The 25,339-nt window shown below is 50.9% G+C and carries 14 protein-coding genes and 2 pseudogenes; 10 read left to right on the top strand and 6 right to left on the bottom strand.

Annotation, left to right across the window (positions count from 1 at the left end; translation table 11 throughout):
* The first annotated feature begins 105 nt into the window (after positions 1 to 105).
* The 3 genes and pseudogenes from sinH (at position 106) to QUE34_RS15385 (ending at position 11,510) form a co-directional block, all read left to right on the top strand.
* Positions 106 to 2,280, top strand: coding sequence for an intimin-like inverse autotransporter SinH (gene sinH, locus QUE34_RS15395; RefSeq protein WP_103253366.1), 2,175 nt, complete (start codon positions 106 to 108; stop codon positions 2,278 to 2,280).
* A 55-nt stretch (positions 2,281 to 2,335) separates the two neighbouring features.
* Positions 2,336 to 3,314 (top strand): annotated as a pseudogene (locus tag QUE34_RS15390) (SinI family autotransporter-associated protein).
* 108 nt (positions 3,315 to 3,422) lie between these two features.
* Positions 3,423 to 11,510 carry an adhesion domain-containing protein gene (locus QUE34_RS15385; protein ID WP_103253367.1) on the top strand — a complete coding sequence of 2,696 codons (8,088 nt, stop codon included), beginning with the start codon at positions 3,423 to 3,425 and terminating at the stop codon, positions 11,508 to 11,510.
* 47 nt (positions 11,511 to 11,557) lie between these two features.
* Here the strand turns inward: QUE34_RS15385 and xseA are convergent, their stop codons facing one another.
* Positions 11,558 to 12,925 carry an exodeoxyribonuclease VII large subunit gene (gene xseA, locus QUE34_RS15380; protein WP_032303549.1) on the bottom strand — a complete coding sequence of 456 codons (1,368 nt, stop codon included), beginning with the start codon at positions 12,923 to 12,925 and terminating at the stop codon, positions 11,558 to 11,560.
* Positions 12,926 to 13,086: 161 nt separating this feature from the next.
* Between xseA and guaB the strand changes: the two genes are divergently transcribed.
* From guaB to QUE34_RS15365, 3 genes are all read left to right on the top strand, one after another.
* Complete coding sequence (guaB, locus tag QUE34_RS15375) at positions 13,087 to 14,553, top strand: IMP dehydrogenase (protein ID WP_001299507.1); 1,467 nt, start codon at positions 13,087 to 13,089, stop codon at positions 14,551 to 14,553.
* A 68-nt stretch (positions 14,554 to 14,621) separates the two neighbouring features.
* A complete protein-coding gene (guaA, locus tag QUE34_RS15370) occupies positions 14,622 to 16,199 on the top strand; it encodes a glutamine-hydrolyzing GMP synthase (protein WP_000138270.1) in 1,578 nt (525 codons plus the stop codon).
* A gap of 225 nt (positions 16,200 to 16,424) precedes the next feature.
* Positions 16,425 to 17,624, top strand: a complete 1,200-nt coding sequence (locus QUE34_RS15365) for a tyrosine-type recombinase/integrase (protein ID WP_053898333.1) — start codon at positions 16,425 to 16,427, stop codon at positions 17,622 to 17,624.
* Between the two features lie 3 nt (positions 17,625 to 17,627).
* On the opposite strand, the gene QUE34_RS15360 is transcribed toward QUE34_RS15365, so the two are convergent.
* The 5 genes and pseudogenes from QUE34_RS15360 to QUE34_RS15335 all read right to left on the bottom strand — a co-directional run bounded on the left by QUE34_RS15360 (position 17,628) and on the right by QUE34_RS15335 (position 22,257).
* A complete protein-coding gene (locus tag QUE34_RS15360) occupies positions 17,628 to 17,882 on the bottom strand; it encodes a helix-turn-helix transcriptional regulator (RefSeq protein WP_103253368.1) in 255 nt (84 codons plus the stop codon).
* The gene (locus QUE34_RS15355) at positions 17,866 to 18,678 is read right to left on the bottom strand and encodes a DNA adenine methylase (protein ID WP_103253369.1); all 813 of its coding nucleotides are present in this window, start codon (positions 18,676 to 18,678) and stop codon (positions 17,866 to 17,868) included. The genes QUE34_RS15360 and QUE34_RS15355 overlap by 17 nt, the downstream gene beginning before the upstream one ends.
* The gene (locus QUE34_RS15350; RefSeq protein WP_165289435.1) at positions 18,671 to 19,270 is read right to left on the bottom strand and encodes a DUF7673 family protein; all 600 of its coding nucleotides are present in this window, start codon (positions 19,268 to 19,270) and stop codon (positions 18,671 to 18,673) included. The genes QUE34_RS15355 and QUE34_RS15350 overlap by 8 nt, the downstream gene beginning before the upstream one ends.
* A gap of 10 nt (positions 19,271 to 19,280) precedes the next feature.
* A pseudogene (locus tag QUE34_RS28635) lies at positions 19,281 to 21,938 on the bottom strand (toprim domain-containing protein).
* Between the two features lie 88 nt (positions 21,939 to 22,026).
* On the bottom strand, positions 22,027 to 22,257 hold the full coding sequence (locus QUE34_RS15335) for an Ogr/Delta-like zinc finger protein (protein ID WP_000973912.1): 231 nt from the start codon (positions 22,255 to 22,257) through the stop codon (positions 22,027 to 22,029).
* Positions 22,258 to 22,580: 323 nt separating this feature from the next.
* Between QUE34_RS15335 and QUE34_RS15330 the strand changes: the two genes are divergently transcribed.
* Genes QUE34_RS15330 through QUE34_RS15315 form a run of 4 tightly spaced genes read left to right on the top strand, consistent with a single transcriptional unit; the run spans position 22,581 to position 25,336 of the window.
* A complete protein-coding gene (locus QUE34_RS15330; RefSeq protein WP_123059876.1) occupies positions 22,581 to 22,919 on the top strand; it encodes a helix-turn-helix domain-containing protein in 339 nt (112 codons plus the stop codon).
* A gap of 40 nt (positions 22,920 to 22,959) precedes the next feature.
* Positions 22,960 to 23,532: a DUF6037 family protein gene (locus tag QUE34_RS15325; RefSeq protein ID WP_103253371.1), complete on the top strand. Its 573-nt coding sequence runs from the start codon at positions 22,960 to 22,962 to the stop codon at positions 23,530 to 23,532.
* A gap of 14 nt (positions 23,533 to 23,546) precedes the next feature.
* Positions 23,547 to 24,695, top strand: coding sequence for a nucleoid-associated protein (locus tag QUE34_RS15320; protein ID WP_103253372.1), 1,149 nt, complete (start codon positions 23,547 to 23,549; stop codon positions 24,693 to 24,695).
* Between the two features lie 11 nt (positions 24,696 to 24,706).
* Positions 24,707 to 25,336 (top strand): hypothetical protein, encoded by a 630-nt coding sequence (locus tag QUE34_RS15315; RefSeq protein WP_103253373.1) that lies wholly within the window; start codon positions 24,707 to 24,709, stop codon positions 25,334 to 25,336.
* Positions 25,337 to 25,339 lie beyond the last annotated feature (3 nt).

Here is a 25,339-nt window from a genome sequence, read left to right as displayed (position 1 = left end):
ATAAATTTAAGATTATATTTAGTTTTCCTGGCGTGCCTTTCTGAATAATCTGGAATAGAATATTAGAGCTAATTTTAAGCATTATTAATGTCACAGGGGATGTGCATGCTGCGATGGAAACGCTGTATTATGCTAACATTTATCTCTGGAGCTGCTTTTGCGGCTCCAGAGATAAATGTTGAGCATAAAGAATCGTTACCTGATTTAGGTAGTCAGGCCGCACAACAGGAAGAGCAAACTAACAAGGGTAAATCGCTAAAAGAGCGTGGTGCCGATTACGTCATTAACTCTGCCACGCAAGGGTTTGAAAACCTGACACCCGAGGCGCTGGAGTCCCAGGCCAGAAGCTATCTGCAAAGTCAAATTACCTCTACGACACAATCTTATATTGAGGATACACTCTCCCCCTACGGTAAGGTCCGAACGAATCTTTCTCTTGGTCAGGGCGGCGATCTGGATGGCAGTTCCATCGATTATTTTGTTCCCTGGTATGATAATCAAACTACTGTTTATTTCAGCCAATTTTCTGCACAACGAAAAGAAGATCGTACGATCGGGAATATTGGGCTTGGTGTAAGACATAATTTTGATAGATGGTTATTGGGTGGAAATATATTTTATGATTATGACTTTACCCGTGGGCATCGCCGTTTAGGTTTAGGCGCCGAAGCGTGGACTGATTATTTAAAATTCTCTGGCAACTATTATCACCCGCTTTCTGACTGGAAAGACTCCGAAGATTTCGATTTTTATGAGGAGCGCCCGGCGCGCGGCTGGGATATTCGCGCCGAAGCCTGGCTACCTGCTTACCCGCAGCTTGGCGGTAAAATCGTTTTCGAACAGTATTACGGTGATGAAGTCGCGCTTTTTGGCACCGATAATCTGGAGAATGATCCCTTCGCCGTCACGCTGGGTGTGAAATACCAGCCCCTACCACTCATTGCCGTAGGAACGGATTTCAAAGCCGGCACTGGCGATAATACCGATCTTTCTGTTAACGCAACGCTGAACTACCAGTTTGGTGTCCCGCTCAAAGACCAGCTTGATCCTGACAAAGTGAGCGCGGCTCACTCGCTCATGGGCAGCCGTCACGACTTTGTTGAACGTAACAACTTTATTGTTCTGGAATACAAAGAGAAAGATCCCCTCGATGTCACTTTGTGGCTGAAAGCCGATGCGACGAATGAACATCCCGAGTGCGTGATTAAAGATACGCCAGAAGCAGCCATCGGGCTGGAAAAATGTAAGTGGACCATTAACGCGCTCATTAATCATCACTACAAAATCGTTGCTGCCTCCTGGCAGGCGAAAAACAATGCTGCACGTACGCTGGTGATGCCGGTTATCAAAGAAAATACGCTTACCGAAGGGAACAACAATCACTGGAATCTGGTGCTGCCTGCCTGGCAGTACAGCTCTGATAAAGCCGACCAGGAAAAACTCAATACCTGGCGGGTACGCCTGTCGCTGGAAGATGAAAAGGGCAATCGGCAGAACTCCGGCGTGGTGGAAATTACCGTTCAGCAGGACCGTAAAATTGAGCTCATTGTTAACAACATCGCCAATGTACCGGATGAGAACAATCACAGCCACGAAGCCAGCGCGCAAGCGGATGGTGTAGATGGTGTCGTCATGGATCTCGACGTTACCGATAGTTTTGGCGACAACACTGACCGTAACGGTAATGTCTTGCCGCAGGATAATCTCAGCCCGCAGCTGTTTGACGCCAATGATAAAAAAGTGACGCTGACAAATAAACCCTGCACCACCGAGGTGCCGTGCGTTTTTATCGCCAAACAAGATAAAGAAAAGGGGACCGTTACGCTCTCCAGTACGTTGCCCGGCACCTTCCGCTGGAAAGCGAAAGCCGCCCCTTATGATGACAGTAACTATGTTGACGTAACGTTCCTGGGTTCTGACATCGGCGGGCTGAATGCTTTTATCTACCGCGTTGGTGCAGCTAAGCCCGTCAATCTTATCGGCAACAAAGAACCGTTGCCTCTCAATAGCCGCTATCGCTTTGTGCTGTGGCGCGACGCTAACAAAGACGGCGTGTTCCAGCTTTCTGAGAAGCTCACTGACGATGAGATGAAACAGTATGACTATCAGTGGGAATTCACGGGGCATAGCGTAAATGGCAATACCGGTGCGCAAACCAATACCACGAACGTCGATATAGAGATCCCGGCAACCAACAAGGAAGCGGCAGCAAAGTTTAGTGCCCAGGTAACCGATGGCGTGCAGGGATACGGTTTGCAGGTCAATTACAGCAAGAAATAGGGTCGGCGCCATGGCTGATCGGGCCACCGCTGAATATTAATCAAGGAGAGTGTTTATGAAACCTGATATGAAACGTGGCCTGACAAAAGTCGCGCTCGCGTTGATGCTGGCTGGATACTGTGCCGTACCAGCCGCTATGGCGGAAGATGCCGCCTGGGTCGCCAGTGGAGCGACCGCTGAATTCGAAGGGACTATACCCTGGCTCTATCGCGAAGGGGGGAATGCCACGATTAACTCGGAAGATGCGGATCACATTAAAGTAAGGGACCCGCCCTGCAGGTAGCGAGACGGATAAACGCCTTTACTCAGGGGATACCATCACGCTGGGATGGGATATCGGCGATACCGAAGGGGATGTTGATGATGGTCCCGCAGGCATTGATGCGAAAACGACGGCCACTATCAAATGGTACAGCTACAGCAATAATGCGGGTGGCGATAAAACGGAGCTGACCGCAGCGGCAGGCAAGACGAGTTATAAACTCACTGATGACGATCGTGGGCGTTATATCGGTGTTGAAATCCAGCCCATCACCCAGACCGGTAATCCCTTCGAGGGAACGTCGCTGACTCTGCTGGATATTTCAACGGCCAGCGGTGGCGGCAGCGATACGGACAATGTCGATCCCGGCCCGGTTGTGAACCAGAATCTGAAAGTTGCCATCTTCGAGAAAGGCACCACTACCAACCTTATCGGTGGTAACACGGCCATTGCGCTTAATAAAACGTATGTGGCCAAACTGTACTCGGATGAAAACCAGAACGATAAATACGACGCAGGTACGGATATGGACGTTACCGCTAACTATGACTTTGCATGGGTCTTTAACGGTAACAGTAAACAACTTGCTGCGGCGGGCGGTATTGCTAATGCCAGCTTCGATAACAATGACATTGTTATCCCGCAAACTAACGAAGAAGCAAGAACCAGCCTTAACGGTAGTGATCGTAATGGTAAGAGTGGTCTTGCGATCCCGGCAAACGGCGACGGCGTTCAGGGCTATACGCTGTCTATCATTTACAAACACCACTAATGCGCACAACAGCATTCCCATACGGGAATGCTGTTTTCGCCTGTTTTGCTTAGCGACGCGTTAAGCAAAACAGGTTGATGTTTTGTTTATCATGCTGGAGTTTTCTACATGTCGGTATGTCTGAAACCAGGGAAAATCATTATGCTTCTGGGCATGTTGGCAGCTTTTATGCTGTCTGACTTTGCACGGGCAGGGGCGGAATGGCAGACATATCCTGATTCTACAGGCGAGTTTAACGGAACCGTTCCTTTTGCCGACAGCGCCAGCGTACCCGTCTATCAGGGCAGTGTTCAGCTTAATCCTGCTGAATCTCATGATGTCGGGTTTTCTGCTAAACCGAATGAATTTAGCGTTGACGATGACGCTGCTAACCTGATTGTCGCTAATCCTCAGGACAATGAAGGCGACCAGTTTTCCACACCACCTGCGCTGCGCTGGGAAAATCAAACACCCCCTACCGTCAGCCTGGTGTGGGCCGATGCCGCCACGCCCGATGTGCCCCTTAACCCACAACCTATTGCTAACCGTAGCTTTTGCGCTCAGGGGCTGGCCGGACGCTCGCTGGTGGCCTGGCCGCAGATTGATGCGCAGCAAACCCTCCCACTGCTCTACCTGTTGACCTCGACCGGCTATCCCTATGCGGGGACGGTGGCGCTGGTGGACCAGAAAGTGACCCTGAACATCGCGCCCGCGCAGGGCGATTTAATCTCGGTGAGCGCCAGCGGTTATAACGAAACGATCGCGGCGGCAAAAACCACCGTTGGCGACACCATCACGCTCACCGTCACCACTAAAGATTGTCAGGGCAACGTCGCGGGTAATATTCCGTTTATTATCAAACGTAAAGATGCTGAAAATCGCCAGGGGGCAGTGAATAATAGTGCGCCAGTGGTACTGGATAGCACCGAGTTAACGACGACGGCTACCGAATACCATGGCACCTCTGATGCCAACGGCACGGCCACCATCACGGTGAGCCAACCGAACGGCCCTGGCGTCAAAACGCCACTGGTGGTCAGCATTTCCGGCATTGCGCAAACCAGCGAAACCGCGGTGATTTTTACGGTGCTCACCAGCCCGGACGCGGCGCAGGCTACGATGTGGGGCCATATGGCGGAAACGGTAGAAGCGCACGGTTACACCTTCAGTCGACCAAAGCTGGCGGCAGAAGTCAGCAATGAAAGCGCCACGGTCGTCGATCACAACGAAACCTGGTCCACCTTCACCTGGAGCGGCGCAGATAACCACTGCACCGTGCTGCCCGGCATGCGCCACTTCGGCGCGCTGGCGACCGTTATCCCCACATCGGTGCAGACAGTCCTTGGCTGGCCGATGCAGGGGGATTATTACTGGTCATCGCTGGCGGGCACCACCGGGCAGCACCATGCGGCGGATGTCTCTAACCGTGGTGAAACGCAAAAGCCGGATAGCACCCCGTTTCTTGTAAGCTGCGTGGATAAACCCGCGCCTGATGTCGAGCCGAAAATCGTCCTTACGCCCGAAAACTATGATGATACGGCACAGGCGATGAAATCGCAGGTGGGCGAAGACGCCACGATGCGTCTGACGATCACCGACAATAAAAATAACGATCAACCACTGGCGTATTACTACTTCTCGCTGCATCTGGATGACGGCGTTAACCGCAAAAATCAAACCGATTCCGCCTGGGAAGCCCATCCGGTGCAGATTACTGGTGGTTCGAATTTGCAACAGGTTGATGCTCACACCTATGAAGGCATGACCGATGTCAACGGTCAGGCTTCGCTAACCCTGAGTCAGCCCGACGGCGCAGGCGTGAAAACCCATATCACGGCGAAAATGCGCAGCAATTTTACGGCTACAGATGCCAAAGACGTGATTTTTACTGTGATCACCAGCCCGGACAGCGACAAGGCGCGGATGTGGGGCCATATGCGCGGCATTGTTGTATCTGGCAGTCTGTTCAAACGCCCAGTGCTGGCGGATGAAACTGAGCATGAACTGGGATCGGTGCGGGAAAATAACGAAGACTGGGCGCTGTTCGATCAAGACACCAGTATGCAGGCTGAATGCGGCGTCGGCCATACGCCAAGTCAGAGTGGGCTGGAAAGCCTTTTTTCAGCCCATCCCGGTAACGCGATTGGCACTGAGTATGGCTGGCCCACCGCACAACAGAACTACCTAAGCGCGGTGGAGCAAGCCACGCATTCATCGGTGAATTTGGCGAACGGAAACGTCGACAGCTACCCCGGCTTTAAGCGAAATTACCTCTCCTGTTCGGGCAATGAGATGGTCGCGAAGGTTGAAGTGAGCACCGATCACGATGTCACCCCTGGCACCAAAGCGCAGGCCAAAGTGGGAGACACCGTCGTGATGACCGTGCGTACGGTTAACGCGCTCAATAATACCCCCGTTCCCTTTACTGCCTTCACCATCACTAAAGGCATGGGGTATAACCGAGCGGGGCTGGTGAGCGGGTTTGATGACCCGAGCAGCGGCGCAATCTCGATGAATGGCACGCAATACGGCACATCTCAGCCGTCGATGGTCTACACAGGTACGACAGATGCACAAGGCGTGGCAACGGTCGAAATAGAGCAACCCCAGGGGGTGGGGTTAAGAACCGTGCTGAGCATTACGCCGGTCAATTCCCATCTACCAAATGCCATTAATTACAATGTTATTTTTACCACCCCAACCAGCCCGGATGTTAGTGGGGCGCAGATGTGGGGCCATATGGATGAAACGATTACCGTTGATTCATTAACCTTTACCCGGCCTAAGCTGGCAGCAGAAATCACCAGTCCGGATGGCACATTAACGGAAAAAAACGAAGTCTGGGCGCGCGTTAGCCAGGCCAGTACGGCCATTACCAGTAAAGGCGGTTGCGGAACCAATATGCTGCCGCGCCGCTCCCAGCTCAGTGCGCTCTATGACGCTAATAACGGTAATGCGGTGCAAGCCACACACGGCTGGCCGACGCAGCGTCAGCCCTACTGGAGCAGTTCCCCCGCGGATTTAACGCCGCACAATTACACCATTGCCCTGGATAACGGCGCACAGGCCATCGGCGGCGATACGCCGGTTTACGTCAGTTGCCTGACGACGGCGAACAAACCTGCCAGCAGCATTACGCTGGATGTGGTTGATAACGCACAGTGGGCTGCCGGAAATAACGCGGCGAAGCTGAAAAAAGGCGAAACGCTACAGGTTAAGGTAACGGTAAAAGATGCGCAGGGTAATCCGCTCACGGATATGCCATTTAAACTGAGTCGCGGAGACGGTTATACCCGCACGGGCGAAAAACATATTGCCGGTAGTGGCGATGCGCTGGTGGCACCGGTGGTGATTAACAGTGGGCTGGCGGATGAAACGACGTTGAACGACACCGCGGGATTTTATACTGCCATGACCGGCAGCGACGGCAGCAAAATCCTCAATATTACCCGCCCGGATACTCACGGTACCAAAACGGCGCTGACGGCGACGTTGTATTCCGATCCAACAAAAAAAGACAGCCTGGATACAATCTTTACTGTGGTCACCAGCCCGGATAGTAGCAAAGCGAAAATGTGGGGCCATATGCCGGAAACCTTAACGGCGGCAGATGGTACCGTTTTTAAACGCCCATTGCTGATAAAGGAACTGTCGAGTCAGACCGGGCGAACAGCAATATTCGAAGACAATGAAAACTGGGCGCTGTTTACTCAAACCCAGGCGAACTCAACCAGTAACGGCTGCGGCACTAGCTATGTTCCCACTCAGGCAGGGTTGTTGTCGTTGTTTGATAATCACGCTGGCAATACCATCAAAACCGTCCAGGGCTGGCCGGTAGTAACGCGTTATTTATCCAGCACGCCCGACAACACTGGCATGGAACAGCGTAACTACAAAGCGGTGGATCTCGGCAATGGCACCAGTGCCATGGTGTCAACGTCGACACTGGATCTACTGACCTGCCAAACCACGCCAGTCACCACGGTGAGCCAGATTCTGCTGGAAGCGGCAGATCCTGCGGCTCTGATTTATGTTGACGATACACTGAGTGTGGTTAAAGCCAAAAAAGGCGAAGAGTCGGTAGTGCGCGTCACCACGAAAGATGCGCAAGGTAACCCGGTTGGCAATGCGGCGTTTATTCTGAAACGTGCCACCAGCATAAACCGGAGGTATACATCAGCGACAGCGAGTGTAGGTGCGCTGACTGTAACCGATGCCTGGGGAAATACGCGGAGTAATTTTCAGGCAACAACTGAAATGATCTATGGCGTGACGGGGGCTGACGGGTCGACAACCTTTACGCTGAAACAGGATAACAGTACCGGGTTAAGAACCGATCTCACGGCATCACTGGATGGCGTCAGCAGCGTTCAGGCGACCCTCCCGATGGTCTTTACCGTGGTAACCAGTCCAGATTCTCCTAAAGCGAATTTTTGGGGACACATGCCTGAAACGGTAACGGCCGCTGATGGCATGACGTATAAGCGACCATTACTGTTTAAAGAACTTACCAATAACTATGCACGCTATAGCACTTTTGAGAATGGTGAAGATTGGGCAAGATTCAGTGTGGTTCAGTCAAATAACACCGATATGGATGGATGCGGTGCAGAGTATATGCCGACACTGGATGGCCTGCAGTCCTTGTACAGTGCCAATAGTGGTAATGCGATGAGTACAGTGCAGGGATGGCCGGTAGCTAATAGTTATCTCACCAATACACCGAGTGATACGCAACCCAGTAACCGTTATTACAATGTGGTGCAACTGAATTCCGGCGCGGTTTCTCAAATCGTGACCACCGTGCTGGCATTACAAACTTGTCGCACAACGCCTGCGGTTATTGCCAGCCAGGTGTCTCTGGAGCCTGCGGACGCCACGCAATTCGTTAAGGTTGACGATACTCTGAGCGCCATTAAGGTGAAAAAAGGCGATGAGGTTGTTATTCGCGTCACGACCAAAGATGCGCAAGGAAACCCGGTGGGTAATACGCCGTTTACACTGAAGCGTAGCAGTTCTTTCAATCGCCAGAATGCATTAGTGACGATGCAGACGGTTTCGGTGACACCCGCAGCGGCCAGTACAGTTGATACCAATGCATCGGCCACCGTGTATGGCGTGACCGGGCCAGACGGAACCACCACGATGACACTCCGACAGGATGCGTCTACTGGACTCAAAACCGACTTTTATGCTCTGTTGAACGATACCGGCGTGTCGTCGAACACCTTGCCAGTGATCTTCACCGTCGTCACCAGCCCGGATACACCGCTGGCGGCCAACTGGGGGCATATGGCGGAAACCTTTACCAGCAGCAAGGGCGTCACCTTCAAACGGCCTTTCCTCAAAGCTGAACTTTCTGGTGGTACGGCGGTAACGACCAATAATGAAGTCTGGTCGCGCCTGACAGCAACGGAGAAAACGGATGCCAGCAAGGCGGGTTGTGATGAGAGTTATCAACCGCTGATGACTGACATGCAGGGGTTGTATGCGGATTACCCTAACAACCAGTTGGGCACGGTGCTCGGCTTGCCGACTTCCGCCGGGTATATGTGGGCCTACGACATGATGACGGTTTCTGGCAGCAGCTGGAGCAACCAGGCATATTCGCTCGTTAATGGTCAGACAGTTCAGGCATCGTCCAGTTATACGGCGGTAGTGATGTGCCTGGTGGAACCGCATACCGTTCCGGCGATGATAGAGATCACTTCAACAGCACAGGATGCGGCAAAAACGGTCAGCAATGGTGGTCGACCGAGCGCCGTAGCGAAGAAAGGTGAGACGATTCCGCTGACGGTGACCGTACGTGATAGCACCGGGAATCCGGTACCCTACGCCGACTTTACCCTCACGCGTGGAACGACGCTGGATCGCTCGAAAGCAACCGTTAACTCGAGTGCGGACGATCTTACCGTGAAGTCATTGATACCCGCGAACAGCGACGCTGGGCTGACGGCAAATGGGGCAAAAGTGCTCAGAACAACGGGCAGTGATGGCACTGCCACCTTTGAAGTGAGCCAGAATGCCACGACAGGTCTGGCGACACCGATAACCGTCACGCTGGCGCGCGATACAACCAAAACCGCCACGCTGGATGTTATCTACACGGTGATAACCAGCCCGGACTCACCGAGCGCGAAATTCTGGGGACACATGCCGGACACCTTTACCAGTTCGGCAGGCGTCACCTTCAGACGACCGCTCCTGAAAGCCGAAGCGACTTCAGGGTCATCGATTAGCACTAACGGCAATGGTGAAGTGTGGTCGTATATGAGCAACGTTCAAAATTTAACATCGACAGATTGTCCGCTGGAGAATCAACCGCGCAGTAATGAATTGTTGGATTTGTATAATGATCATCCCAACGGCGCGATAATGACTGACCTGGGGCTGCCGATATATGCAGGCAAGTGGTGGGCTTATGATATGGTCATGCCGGATTTATATACGTGGCAGTATCAGACTGTCAGCCTGAGCGCAGGAGATATCGCGAAGAGCTCGGCAAACAACGCGCTGATGCTTTGCCTGGCGAAGCCGCATCCGGCAGGCGTCAGCGTAATGTTGACGTCATCCGCAATGGATAACGCCAGAACCCTCAGTAATGGCGGGCGACCCAGCGCGTCAGTGAAAAAAGGTAACCCACTGCCAATTGTGGTGACGGTCAAAGATCGTGATGGCAACCCGCTGGCGGGAGAGGCCGTGACGCTCAGGCGTGGTTCAGCGATGAGTCGTTCAGGAGCAGGAGTGGGCACGCCGGCAAATGCAATGACGTTGACAGAATTGACACCTGTGTCGGCGGAGTTTTCTCTGGCCGCACACGATACGCAATGGCAAGGTTTCACCGGTAGTGATGGTACGGCCACTTTCAATGTTGAACAGCCTGAGACCATCGGCCTGGCTATCTCGTTCACCGCTATACTGGCGCGAGATGTCGCAACTACCAGCGTCATTGATGCGATCTTTACCGTCGTCACCAGCCCGGATTCCGCAATGGCGACCTACTGGGGCCATATGCCGGATACGGTAACGGCGGAAAACGGCGTGGTCTTTGAACGGCCTAAATTGTTGAAAGAGCTGCCGTCGAGCGCCGGAGTCAGTCAGGTGACGGATAACAATGAAGTGTGGCCGTTGTTTAAGGCAACGCAAAGGGAAGATAGCAGCCTCAGTCCTTGTGAAGCGGCACGTCGGCCATTGAGCGATGATTTATTATCGCTCTACGCGCGCTATCCGGGGAACACGCTGACGACTCAAATCGGCTGGTCTACGAAGTATGCATGGTGGGCACTGGATAACAAGCAGGGGAATGCCCTGGTTGTCAGTCTGAATAATGGTTTTGAGTCGTCGACGGCGAGTACGGGGTATCAGGGATGTCTGGTCAATCCCCGCGCGACCGTCTCCAGCGTCACGCTGACATCGACGGCGATAGATGCCACTACGCAGGCGGCGAAGGTAAAAAAAGGTGAAGCCGCGCCCGTCGTTGTTACCGTAAAAGACAGCGCCGGGAAGCCGGTACCTAATGTCGCTTTCACCTTAAAACGTGGTGATGCCGTGCCGCGTAACAGCGGGGCGACGTTGTATGGTGATGTTGCGGCGATGGATGATATGACGGTACAACCTGCCAGCGGGACGGTGGTAACGCTGGCTGACAGTGGGAATACGATCGACGGTGTGACAGGGGCGGACGGTACGGCAAGTTTTGCCGTTCGTCAGGATAATACGCCAGGATATAAAACGCCGTTGACGGTGACGCTGACGGATAACGCCACAATAACGGCGACGCTGGATACGATTTTCACCGTGCCGACCAGCCCGAATGTCGCCACGGCGTATTTCTGGGGGCATATGGCGGATACCGCCACCGTAAGTGGCAAGACGTTACATCGCCCGCTATTGAAATCAGAGTTGCCGTCAGGGGCTACAGCGGCAGTAGCGCCAACGGTGAATAATGAAATCTGGGCGCTGGCACATGTGATCGATGCTCAAAAATGGGATATTGCAAAGCAGTGCGGTGACTTTAGTAGAGCACCGAGCTATACCGATTTACAGTCATTGCATAGCGGTTTTAGCGCGCTGGGATGGCCATCATCGATAAGCTTCCCCTATTTCTCTACCGATCGGGCCGGTTCGTTCTATTGTGGTATGGATGAAGGGGCGGGGACACAAAACTGCGGTATTCAGGCATCCAGTACCGCAGGGTTTGCGACTTGTTTCCAGTAGTCTTATCGGGTCTGTAAGCGGGGGAAAGTCTGGTACGCAATACGTCTTCAGGTTTTCTTGCGAGGCTTGCGGATTTTCGTCACAGCACTCACTTCACTGATCACTACGCCATCGCCCAGGCGAGTGGTCAGTGTCTCACCCACTTTCACCTGCTTAACCTGTTTCAGCACCGCGCCATCAGCGGCGCTGGTAACGCTATAACCGCGCGCGAGTGTGGACAGTGGACTCACCGCTTCAAGGTGCGTCACTGTGTTACCAAAGCGTTCGCGCATGGCACTAAGCTGCGCGCGCATGTTTTCCGCTAAACGATATTCCAGTTGTTGGACCCGCGTTTGTGCGCGATGAATCTTTGGCTGTGGATTTTGCTGATTCAGCCGCTGTGTTAATCGCTGCTGTTGCTGACCGGCGCGTTTAAGCTGATTCTCCAACGCAAAGCTCATCCGCTTTTGCAGACGCTCAAGCGTGGTTTGCTGACGCGCCAGCCGGAGCTGTGGATGCTGCTGCTGTAAACGGTGATGAATCTGCGTAAAACGTCGCGTGCGGTTGGCGAGGTAGTAATCCATCGCCATTTCCAGCCGCTGCTGGGCTGATTGCACCTGGCGCAGTAACTCTTGCTGATTGCGGCTCACCACTTCGGCGGCGGCTGACGGCGTTGGCGCACGTAGATCAGCAACAAAGTCGGCAATCGTCACATCGGTTTCATGCCCGACGGCGCTGACCACCGGAATGCGGCTGGCAAAAATCGCCCGCGCTACCCGCTCGTCGTTAAAACTCCATAAATCTTCCAGCGAACCACCGCCACGCCCGACAATCAGTACGTCGCACTCATTGCGGGCGTTCGCCAGCTCAATGGCGCGAACGATTTGCCCCGGCGCATCATCGCCCTGAACGGCGGTCGGGTAGATGATCACCGGCAGAGACGGATCGCGGCGTTTCAACACATGCAAAATATCGTGCAGTGCAGCACCGGTCTTTGAGGTGATAACGCCCACGCAGTGCGCAGGAGACGGTAGCGGATTCTTGAATTGCTGGTCGAATAACCCTTCAGCCTGCAACTTCGCTTTAAGCTGTTCGTACTTCTGTTGCAGCAAACCTTCACCGGCGGGCTGCATACTTTCGACAATAATTTGATAATCGCCGCGCGGTTCATACAGCGTAATGTTGGCGCGAACTAAAACCTGTTGCCCATGCTGCGGGCGAAAGGTCACCCGGCGATTGCTGTTGCGGAACATCGCGCAGCGCACCTGGGCGTTATCGTCTTTAAGCGTAAAGTACCAGTGACCGGAAGTCGGTTGTGTGAAATTAGAGATTTCGCCACTGATCCACACCTGCCCCATCTCATGCTCAAGCAGCAGACGAACCGTTTGATTCAGGCGGCTAACGGTAAAAATTGCAGGGGATTGAGAAGGTAACATGTGAGCGAGATCAAATTCTAAATCAGCAGGTTATTCAGTCGATAGTAACCCGCCCTCCGGGGATAGCAAGCATTTTTTGCAAAAAGGGGTAGATGCAATCGGTTACGCTCTGTATAATGCCGCGGCAATATTTATTAACCACTCTGGTCGAGATATTGCCCATGCTACGTATCGCTAAAGAAGCTCTGACGTTTGACGACGTTCTCCTCGTTCCTGCACATTCTACCGTTCTGCCGAATACCGCTGACCTCAGCACCCAGCTGACAAAAACTATTCGTCTGAATATCCCTATGCTCTCCGCAGCAATGGATACCGTAACGGAAGCGCGCCTGGCTATCGCCCTGGCTCAGGAAGGCGGTATCGGCTTTATCCACAAAAACATGTCCATTGAACGCCAGGCTGAAGAAGTTCGCCGCGTGAAAAAACACGAATCTGGCGTGGTAACCGATCCGCAGACTGTTCTGCCAACCACGACGCTGCGCGAAGTGAAAGAGCTGACCGAGCGTAACGGTTTTGCAGGCTATCCGGTTGTGACCGAAGAAAACGAACTGGTCGGCATTATCACCGGTCGTGACGTGCGTTTTGTTACCGATCTGAACCAGCCGGTTAGCGTTTACATGACGCCGAAAGAGCGTCTGGTAACCGTGCGTGAAGGCGAAGCCCGTGAAGTGGTGCTGGCAAAAATGCACGAAAAACGCGTTGAAAAAGCGCTGGTGGTTGATGATGAATTCCACCTGATCGGCATGATCACTGTGAAGGACTTCCAGAAAGCGGAACGTAAACCGAACGCCTGTAAAGACGAACAAGGCCGTCTGCGTGTAGGTGCAGCGGTTGGCGCAGGTGCGGGTAACGAAGAGCGTGTTGATGCGCTGGTTGCCGCAGGCGTTGACGTTCTGCTGATCGACTCCTCTCACGGTCACTCTGAAGGCGTTCTGCAGCGTATCCGTGAAACTCGCGCTAAATATCCTGACCTGCAAATCATCGGCGGCAACGTGGCAACAGCTGCAGGTGCCCGCGCGCTGGCAGAAGCCGGTTGCAGTGCCGTTAAAGTGGGTATCGGCCCAGGTTCTATTTGTACTACCCGCATTGTTACTGGCGTCGGTGTACCGCAGATCACTGCCGTTGCTGACGCAGTAGAAGCCCTGGAAGGCACCGGGATTCCGGTTATCGCTGACGGTGGTATTCGTTTCTCTGGCGATATCGCGAAAGCTATCGCTGCTGGTGCAAGCGCGGTGATGGTAGGCTCCATGCTGGCAGGTACGGAAGAATCCCCGGGTGAAATCGAACTCTACCAGGGCCGTTCTTACAAGTCTTACCGTGGGATGGGCTCTCTGGGCGCGATGTCCAAAGGTTCTTCTGACCGTTACTTCCAGAGCGACAACGCTGCCGACAAACTGGTGCCGGAAGGTATCGAAGGTCGCGTAGCCTATAAAGGTCGCCTGAAAGAGATCATTCACCAGCAGATGGGCGGCCTGCGCTCCTGTATGGGCCTGACCGGCTGTGGTACTATCGACGAACTGCGTACTAAAGCGGAGTTTGTACGTATCAGCGGTGCGGGCATTCAGGAAAGCCACGTTCACGACGTGACCATTACTAAAGAGTCCCCGAACTACCGTCTGGGCTCCTGATTCTCTTCGCCCGACTTCATGTCGGGCGATTTATATTATCTGTTTCACTTGCCTCGGAATAAGCGTCAATGACGGAAAACATTCATAAGCATCGCATCCTCATTCTGGACTTCGGTTCTCAGTACACCCAACTGGTTGCGCGCCGCGTGCGTGAACTGGGTGTTTACTGCGAACTGTGGGCGTGGGATGTGACAGAAGCACAAATTCGTGACTTCAATCCAAGCGGCATTATTCTTTCCGGCGGCCCGGAAAGCACCACCGAAGAAAACAGCCCGCGTGCGCCGCAGTATGTCTTTGAAGCAGGCGTACCGGTATTCGGCGTTTGCTATGGTATGCAGACCATGGCAATGCAGTTGGGTGGTCATGTTGAAGCCTCTAACGAACGTGAATTTGGCTATGCGCAGGTTGAAGTCGTAAACGACAGCGCACTGGTTCGCGGTATCGAAGATGCGCTGACAGCAGACGGTAAACCTCTGCTCGATGTCTGGATGAGCCATGGCGATAAAGTTACCGCTATCCCGTCCGACTTCATCACCGTAGCCAGCACCGAAAGCTGCCCGTTCGCCATCATGGCAAATGAAGAAAAACGCTTCTATGGCGTACAGTTCCACCCGGAAGTGACTCATACCCGCCAGGGGATGCGCATGCTGGAGCGTTTTGTGCGTGATATCTGCCAGTGTGAAGCCCTGTGGACGCCAGCGAAAATTATCGACGATGCAGTAGCCCGTATCCGCGAGCAGGTAGGCGACGATAAAGTGATCCTCGGCCTCTCTGGTGGCGTGGATTCCTCCGTGACTGCAATGCTGCTGCACCGCGCAATCGGCAAAAACCTGACTTGCGTATTCGTTGACAACGGCCTGCTGCGTCTCAACGAAGCAGAGCAGGTTCTGGATATGTTTGGCGATCACTTTGGTCTGAACATTGTTCACGTTCCGGCAGAAGATCGCTTCTTGTCAGCGCTGGCTGGTGAAAACGATCCGGAAGCAAAACGTAAAATCATCGGTCGCGTTTTCGTTGAAGTATTCGATGAAGAAGCGCTGAAACTGGAAGATGTGAAGTGGCTGGCGCAGGGTACTATCTACCCTGATGTTATCGAATCTGCCGCGTCTGCAACCGGTAAAGCTCACGTCATCAAATCTCACCATAACGTGGGCGGCCTGCCGAAAGAGATGAAGATGGGCCTGGTTGAACCGCTGAAAGAGCTGTTCAAAGACGAAGTGCGTAAAATTGGTCTGGAGCTGGGCCTGCCGTACGACATGCTGTACCGTCACCCGTTCCCGGGACCAGGCCTTGGCGTTCGTGTGCTGGGCGAAGTGAAGAAAGAGTACTGCGACCTGCTGCGCCGTGCTGATGCCATCTTCATTGAAGAACTGCGTAAAGCGGACCTGTACGACAAAGTTAGCCAGGCGTTTACCGTGTTCCTGCCGGTACGTTCTGTTGGCGTAATGGGCGATGGTCGTAAATACGACTGGGTTGTGTCTCTGCGTGCCGTCGAAACCATCGACTTTATGACCGCACACTGGGCGCATCTGCCGTACGATTTCCTTGGTCGCGTTTCCAACCGCATTATCAATGAAGTGAACGGTATTTCCCGCGTGGTGTATGACATCAGCGGCAAGCCACCGGCGACTATTGAGTGGGAATGATTCGTTAACGCTTTTCTGCGATTAACACCCATCGAAAATAATACTAACCGCCTTGATTTACAGGCGGTTTTTTTATTTTCAGTCATTAATAACCATCAGTTACTATCTGTTGTTTTTAGCGGTAAATTTGACGGTATAAGAAATTTTTAGTCAGTGTTACACTCCATTTTACCGTCAGGTTTTAGCCAGCGGTGACGGTAAAATTTCACAATGGAGAGTGACCCGATGCTGACCGATACCAAACTGAAAAACCTCAAAGCGCGGGAAAAACTTTATAAAGTTGCAGACCGTGATGGGCTGTATGTAACCGTATCTCCCAAGGGATTGGTGACGTTTCGCTATGACTATCGAATCAATGGTCGTCGTGAAACGTTAACTATTGGTCGCTATGGTGACGGTATTTCTCTGGCGCAGGCGCGCGAAAAATTAGTGGAAGCCAAAAAACGCGTAAATGCAGGAATATCGCCCGCTGGAGAGAAGCGTGACGGTAAAACAAAGCGAAAAGAAGAAAAGACACTCCACGATTTTACCGTCAGCTACATGAAACACACCCGGCTGGCGGACAGCACAAGGGCGATGAAGCAAAGCATTATCGACAGAGACATCACGCCAGTATGGGGGCGCAAGCTGCTGTCAGAGATAACCCCCTCTCTCCTACGTGAGTATTGCGACAAGATAAAAGCGCGTGGTGCGCCAGCGACGGCGATTCAGGTTCGCAATATCGTTAGTGCGGTATTTAAGTTCGCCGCGCTTCACGGCGACTATTACCCCAATCCTGCCGAAGAGGTTTTACCGGCTTCAATTGCGACATTCGAAGCGCGCGACAGGGCGCTCAAGCCAGAGGAGATAGGCTGGTTTTTCAATCAGCTTGAACAAACGGGTACATTACCCACCATCAAGCTGGCCATTAAATTGGTTTTATTAACGATGGTACGTAAAAGTGAACTGCTGAACGCTCCGTGGGGTGAGGTTAATTTTAATGCCTGCCTTTGGACGATTGACGCCAGCCGGATGAAGGGATCACGGGATCATAATGTTTATCTGTCCCGGCAGGCACAGGACATTCTGATTGCCCTGAAAATGTGCGCAGGAAGCAGTGATTGGGTTTTGCCTTCATGCAATCAGTCGTCGCATAAGACCATGTCGGCGGCGACCTTAAACCGGGTCATTAATCTTACGGTTAAGCAGGCGCAGGAACGGGGGATCAGGCTGGCGTCGTTTTCCGTTCACGATATGCGCCGAACGGCATCGACGTTATTGCATGAGGCGGGGTTTAATTCCGACTGGATAGAAAAATGCCTCGCGCACGAGGAAAGAAGCGTCAGAGCCGTTTATAACAAAGCGGAATACGCAGAGCAGCGCCGTGATATGTTGCAGCAGTGGGCGGATATGGTTGATGGGTGGATCAAGCAATACCGCCCGTAAGTACTATGCGGGGATCTTGGTACCAGAGCGCTTTGGGACTTTGGCCAGATTTTTCTGTACCGCGTTATCAATATGGTGATGGTTATTTTCCTGCCGTGCTTTGAGCCAGCGTTCCACTTCCTCTTTGTCCCACGCGACGGCGCGCTTCGTTAGCGCAAAACGTTTGGGAAACAGGCCTTTTTGCTCCAACGCATAAATCGTACTTTCAGAGAGTGGCACCATCTGTAAAAGCACGTTTTTTCTAATGGCAATTTTCATTGTTTATTCCTTTAATCCAAAGGCACTCAGTTCTGATAACAGATCCTTTTTTACCAGCAGCGGCAGATTGCTTTGTCTCTTTACGCCAGCCGGTTAGCAAATCGTTATACATTTCGGTGTCGTAGCCGCTGATAACCACGCTTCCTTGTAACCGGGTGACGGTCTCCAGTAAGCGCAGGTGGGCACCATCGTCCATTTCGTGGCGATAATATTTGTTAGTCAGATTACGGGTGCTATGAACATACGGCGGATCGACAAAATGCAGCGTGTCGGCGGCGTCATGATCCAGAATACACTGGATGGCATCGCGGTTTTCCACCAGAACCCCTTCAAAACGCTGACCAACGGCGGCCAGATTATCGGGCATACGGCTCCAGATGTGTTGGGCCGTTCCACTGGCGCGTTTAGTGTCCAGCCGAAAGCCGGTAGTGCCTTTAGTTGCCCCGGCAGAACCGAAGCCCATCGTGGCGCGAATCACTAAACGCCTTGCCTGTTCAACAGAATTTTTCCCATAGCGATAGGCCGAAATAAACTCGGTGCGGGAATAGGGTGTCAGGCTGCAGGCTTCAACCAGTCTTTCGCGCAGTTGTGGGGTACGAAGAACGGCGAACAGGTTAACGACGTCGCCATCCAGATCGTTGTAAACCTCGGCGTAGCTACGTGGTTTTCTGAGCAGTACGCTGGCTGCACCGCCGAAGGGTTCCACATAGCATCTGTGGGCCGGAAAGTGGCTAATGATCCACGGAGCTAGTCGCCACTTGCCGCCGTGGTAGCGGATTGCAGGGTGCTTAATCATCCAGTTTTTCTCCACGCCGTTCTACGTTCAGGTGTCGCCACTGCACCGCAATCCGTTTCATCACCGCATTCCCCTCTGGGATCACCTCCTGCGGCTCCTTCATCAACATGACCCGCCCCCGAATAACGATCAGCGCTTGTTCCAGCAGGCCATAGTCCAGATAACAGAGATCGGGAATATCCAGTTGCCACACATAGCCATTCCATGCTGAAAGTAGCACTTGCGCGGCGGCGCGTCCGCCGCTGGTTTCTGTGAGCGCGATTTTGGCAAGTGTATTGACGGCTGCGCCATATTCCTCTGGCGTGACGCGGAGTTTCTGCTGGCTGTTATCTTCTTTTGCCAGCGTTAATAATCCAATCGGGTGTAATACGCCCAGCTCTTCCATCTTTTCTTTCAATGTTGCAGCTGTATTCCATCCAATTCTGAATTTGCGCTGCAGGCGGCTGATACTGATAATGCCTTCCGCCTCGGCCAGTTCGACCGCTTTGGGATAGAGTTCATTGAGCCGATATTCGTAATCAGCGAAGGGCGCACCGCTATTCTCTGGCAGGCCAGAGAGTGTTTGTGAATTATTTCCAGAGGATTTCATCATAATTTCCTTTTTAACGTTGAAAAACCCAACACTTCACCGTCGCCGGGCGGCGCGGTGCGGCTGGGTAACGGCGGTTAAATTCAGCGTTGATGCCGCTGTTAACCGTTCTGACTTCAATAAACTTGTGGGTACGGCTGGTTTTTAGCACTCGCTTCAAATCGCTGATCGGCGGGATCTGCTGGCGGCGCTCGGTAGCCAGTTGAATAAAGTGGTTAAGGTTAACGGCGATAAGCTGTTCATCGCGCGAGTGGTTGAGCTGTGGTTCGTCGTCGCCATCGAGGAAGTCGAAAATATCCCAGAACTCCTGCACCAGAGGATGGTCGGCGCTGATGGCCTGTTGGCGCTCCAGACTGAGGCGGATAAACATTTCTCTGGTCGCCTGTAGCTGCTCTTCCGTGACCGGAATAACCAGCGCCAGCGCGTCGAGCAGCGCCATAAGCTGGGCGTGGTTTTTAATGATGCGGATATGGCGAATATCTGGGTGGGAGTGAAGTTGCTGCTCGTATAGCGGGATCTGACGGTTAACGCACTCCAGCACGGCCTGTTCCGCCAGCGCTGCCTTCAGCATAAAGCCGGAAAGCTGTTCTACCGGCAGGCGTTCGAGCTGCTCGGCAGCGACCTTGGTCTGAGTATTCTGGCCGCTGCGGTCGGTGTACAGGTGAATAATACGTTCCAGCACCGGGTTAGAGGCGCTAACATCGGCGTTTTGCGCAATCACAATCGCGCCCCGGAACGGCGGTTCATAGGTCTCGTTGCCGCTGTTACGCAGACCGCGAGAACGCACCGACCGCCCGTTATAGGCGGTTTTCAGCTCTTCCCAATCAAAGCCACGCTGCTTTGCCCCCTCCTGATTACGGTCACCCTCGATCAGCACCACCGGCATATTTGCTACCTGCGCAAAGTTGCGCGCGCGGGCGGCCAGCGTTGATTTAGACGGATCGAAACCTTCATAGTCGCGTCGGCCCAACAGTTTTCAGAGGAACTCTATCAGCGTGGTTTTACCGCTGCCGGGTTCGCCAACGATTTCCAGAAATGGAAAGCTCTTGTGCTTGTCGCGGATCTGTTCGGCAAACATCGTCCCAAACCAGTACGCCAGCGCCACAAACCCCTTTGCGCCAAACGCCTGCCAGAGTAGCTGGGGCCACTGGCTGTCCATCTGTTTTAAATTGTCGTTCAGCGTCAGGCTGACCGACTGGTTCAGGCTTTTAAGGCTAAGTTTGCCCATGTCGAAGAAGTCTTCTTCGTTGAGTGTGTACAGCCGACCATCGCGAACGGCCAGATCGTTGAACACGTAAGCGCGGTATTCTTTGCTGTAGCCGATAAAATCAGTGGTCTGGACAGTTTTGATTTTGGGAAGCTGCTTGAGCAGCAACTTATCTAACTGCTGACTGGTGCCGGTGAAGATGCCGCCCTGCGCGATATGCAGCAGGCGCTTTTTGAATTCTGAGCCGCTGGAAAGTTGGGAGCCGGTGAAGGTGTTTTTTATCGGTGGAGTGTCGTCGGGGAAGTTAATGCGAAAGTAATACCAGCTTTCGTCGGTAATGGTGTTGGCCTGATAGTAGAGGGCGGTCGGGTAGCAGTTGGCTATCTCAACAACGGCGGCTGACTCCTGTAGCGCTTTATGTTTGGCTTCTTCTTCGTCCAGCTCCTCTTTGCCGTTATACATCACGTTATCAAAGGCACGCATATAACGGTCAATATCCAGCTTGAACCAGTACAGGCGGCTGTCGAACTCGAAGTGAAACTCTTTGCGTTCGGTACGCTCATGCATCAGTAATGCTTTGGCATTCGGATTGGGAGCGATCAACAGTGAACCGTAGTAACGATATTTTTTAATCAGATCCGGGTTTAGCCGATCGCGCTGGTGCAAATCGTTCCAGTCCAGCTTGGTGCGGGAATAGGGCGTTTGTGCGGCGGTGGAAAGCCAGCCGTCGTCGCGGCTGCGTTTTACCCAGCGGCGGGTGTAATTCATGCCCGCTTTGTCGTTATCCAGCGCCCAGACCAGTAAAGGACGCTTTTTATCCACGAACAGCGCGGCCAGTTGGCTTAACGCCTGCGCCGGATAGTTGTTACAGGTCATCAGGGAAACGGCGGCAATGCCGTGGTGGTGCAGGGCGATAGCGTCAAAAATGCCCTCAACCAGCCAGATCTCCTGCTGTTCTTCCAGCTTAAGCGTTGGCAATTGCCACCATAGCCCGCTGTAAGCGCCGTGAAAATTGGCTTTGCGATCGCCGAAACGCTGTGGGCGGTCAACGATCCGCTCCCACCACACGCCGTCAGCCAGCGGGAAACGCACAGTGGCCGAGCCGAGATCGCGCCGTGCGTCATAGTAGTTCTCTTGAGCGTAACAGTTACGGAGCAGCGAAAGGTCAAAGCCGCGCATCTCGCGCAGGTAGGCATCGGCGGCGGCCTGTGGGTTTTCCGGGGTTGGGGGATATCTGTCTGACCAGCTTTCAAATAGATCCGGGTACACCTCTTTGATATGGATTTCGGCATTGCATTTATTCAGGCGACCGCAGCGCAGTACCCACGGGCTGATGGCGTAGGTGTACAGCTCTTTTTTCTGGCAGTCCGGGCAGACGCCCTGCCGCAGCCAGTCGCCCTGTTCTTTAAAGGAAAAATCGGCTAGCAGTCGCCGCGTAATTTCCTGATGAAGTTGTGGTTGCATTGCCAGTACCTTTATTCAGGTAATACTTACCCGTCGCATAGACACGTTGTTTATGCGTTGTGGTTGTGAGTCTTTTATTTACTGAGCGTTACGCGATTTTCTGCTTTTGCAGAAATTGCCCGCGTGTGGATAGCGGTATGTGTATCTTAGGATTCGGGCAACCGCTGGGTACTACCGTTCCCATCACGGTCTCCATCGCGATAAATGAAAACGAACAGTTAACGTTCTTGCACTGGTAATAGAGCTTACGTACCAGCGGTGACATATATTCGCTGCTGCGAATTATCGCCTTACCGTCGCAGTGTGGGCATTTCATCATGTCCGATCTCCTTACCACTTTTAACTAACTGAAACACTAACGCTTTTCGTTAACGGACTGACGAAATAGTGTGATGCCGTTCAAAAAAATGATTCTTGCCATGCTGGACATCGAACGGTTCTGCTCCAGCGCTAATGCTTACAGTTCCGCGATTTCAGCGGGGAGCAGACGCATTGCCACCGGTTTGTTCGACATCACCCCGCGGGGTGCTCGTGAGCGTAAGACGTTCTCATTTGTTTTCATGGTGGTATATTGTGGTTATTAACATTACACAATCTATAATTCCCTCAATTGAGTGAATTGTCAATGGTAATTATATCCAAATGAAAGAATTTGGCATCCGTTTGAAGGAAGAACGTATCCGACTTGGCCTTGATCAAGACGGCTTTGGACAACTTGGGGGCGTGAAGAAAAACGCACAAAGTAACTATGAGAATGGACTGCGCAAGCCGGACAGTGACTATCTTGCTGGCATAGCGGCAGCGGGAGTTGATGTTCTGTATGTTCTAACAGGCAACCGCACGCCTGTGGCTACGTTGTCCAGTAAAGAGAGTGTGTTGGTGGAGAACTATCGTTCTGCTACGCCAGAACACCAGTCCACCCTTGACACGGTTAGCGCTGCGCTTGCGCAACCGGGAGTAGGGAAAGCAGCTAAGGGATAACGAGTAGAATGAATTTGGTTATTGTCTGTATGGAGGCAAAATGAAGTTGAATAATCTGGTTGCTCTTTACAGGAACATGACAGAGCAAAAATTGGATAGGGTTAAATTCCCATACAGACACAATAATTTACATTTTGATGTATTTTTCTTTATTGATGGAAAACCGTTTGAGCTTCTTTTCGGAGCATTAGGCGCTAATCTTTGCTTTCGTCTAAAAGTCGAGAAGGGATTCGTCATAAATCCTAATCTGGGAAGTGAGACTTATAAAGAATTATGCAAGGCGCTAGGTTTGAAATATGACCCTGCCAATCCATTTAGAACAAGTAAGTTTTTTGAAGATTTTGATGGGAAAATCCCTACATCGGTTACTGTTAAGAATAAGGCAAAATATACTGATATTGCTGTGCATGTCAGGGATGTTGAAGAAGCAGACAGAATATATTTCTGTGGATGGAAAAACAACAATGAAGAAAAGAGTCATGTTACTGAAGATAATTTAAAGAAAACGAAAGAGTTTTTAGGGTATCAGGCTTTTCTTGTTTGTAAGGAAAAGAATATTAGCAGTAGATGGACTGATTTAGAAAATAAAGCAAAAGATTTTTATTTACCATAGGATTGTGAGGTTATATGTCTGATATTTCATTAGGGTGCGTGGTTGTTCATAGGTTGATAAAAGAGCAACATAAAGATTTCGATCACTCAAAACCATATAGTCGCCGTGATACGGTTCTTGACCGAAATAATGAAATCGTAATTAAACTAGTGTCCAGTATAGCCGCATTGTATGGTAAAAAATCTAATAGCTCGCATTATGGTATATTTAATTTAGATGAAACACGCAGGGGGCCTTTTCCAGCGGAATTTGATAAATATCGGAATGATACATCCAAGAAGTTAGACGATGAATTGTTTATAGGATTATCAAAAAATGTTATGCATCAGTTATATATTGAGGCAAAGGATCGACCTGCTGCATCAGGAGGATTACTTCTTTTTGCTGATTATATCAGTAAATCCGTGCGTTACTTTCTTATTGCAATGATTAAGCAAAAGGAAGGTATAGTTATTAGTGATAAATTAGAGCCAAAGGAGTTAGAGCATCTTGATCTGGCAAAACTAAACCAGGCGGCACGAATAAACTATGATTTGTATGATAAATATATTTCCGCTGATGAGAATGAAAGACAGGATGTTAATTATTTAAGTTTTGTTAGTCCCAGTTCTAACCAGACAACTTCAGGGTATTTCATTACTGCCTTAGGTTGTGATAAAGGTAATACATCAACTAAAGCTACGAGTAATTTAATTAATGAATCTTTTAACTTCTTCAGAAATCATCAAGAATTAAAGGATAATGCCCGTAAATTTAAAAATGAAATTATTGAGTATTTATTCGATTGTTCTGAAAATAACATTTCAGCTAAGCTCTCTGTTGTTAGTGAGATGGCGGCGAAGCATATGGTTAATTTAGAAGATGACATTAAAGATAAATTGTCAGAAGAATTATATGCTCATTTGAATAGTGAAAGTATTCGTGTGCCTGTGGAATTTAGGGTAAGCAAATCAGTAGTTAAGAAAAACAGAAATATTAAATATACAAGTGATAATGTTAATTTTGAGTTTAAATCTAGTTTACTAGGCAATACTCTTGATAATGAGATATGCTATAATAAGAAAACTGGACATTTAACTTTTACTCGGATTACTCCTGAGAAAAAAAGTGAAATAGCTCAATTGCTTGATGAGTTAATAAAAGAAAGAAATAGCGAAAAATAAGGTTGCTTAATATGTCATGTTTTGAAACGGTTGTTGAGCTTTTCAGATATGTAGGGCGTCCTAAATTTGATGCTATTAATAATCGTTTTTCAGCAACTATTTCTTATGATGCTCATATATATGAACTCTTAGTTTCTTTGCAACCTCATACAGCGTGGGGAGAAATTGAAGAGATTGTCATTGATGATGTGGATATAGATGTTGATGATAGCCTTCCCGCTAAAGGAACATCAATAACACTGACAATCTCTATATCAACTGGAGCTAGTGAGTCATTTTTTATCGATATTAAAGATCTAATTCAAAAGTCTCCGATGTTAAATAGAGGTATTTTAAGAAAGTCTTTTTACTTGGTTGAGGAAGATTTTTATTTTAATGAAGGAATGGTTGAGGGATTAGCAAAAATACCAGAACTATCTGTTTTAAAGAATCTTTGTGATTTTATTTTATGTCTATCAAAAGTTGCACACTACAGCAATAGTAAAAGTGATGATGTATGCCATAAGTTAGTTTTCTTGAAAAATACTAATGCTAAGTCATTACCTTTAATTATTGAAACTAATGTTGATTATTCACTTCTTTTAACAGGTATTAAGGATTTAAAAATCATCGAATCTTTTTCTGATGAAAAAAAGCTATAACGG

The organism is Escherichia sp. KS167_9B (assembly GCF_030295215.1).
GTDB lineage: Bacteria > Pseudomonadota > Gammaproteobacteria > Enterobacterales > Enterobacteriaceae > Escherichia > Escherichia coli_F.
This window is presented reverse-complemented; position numbering and strand designations above follow the sequence as displayed.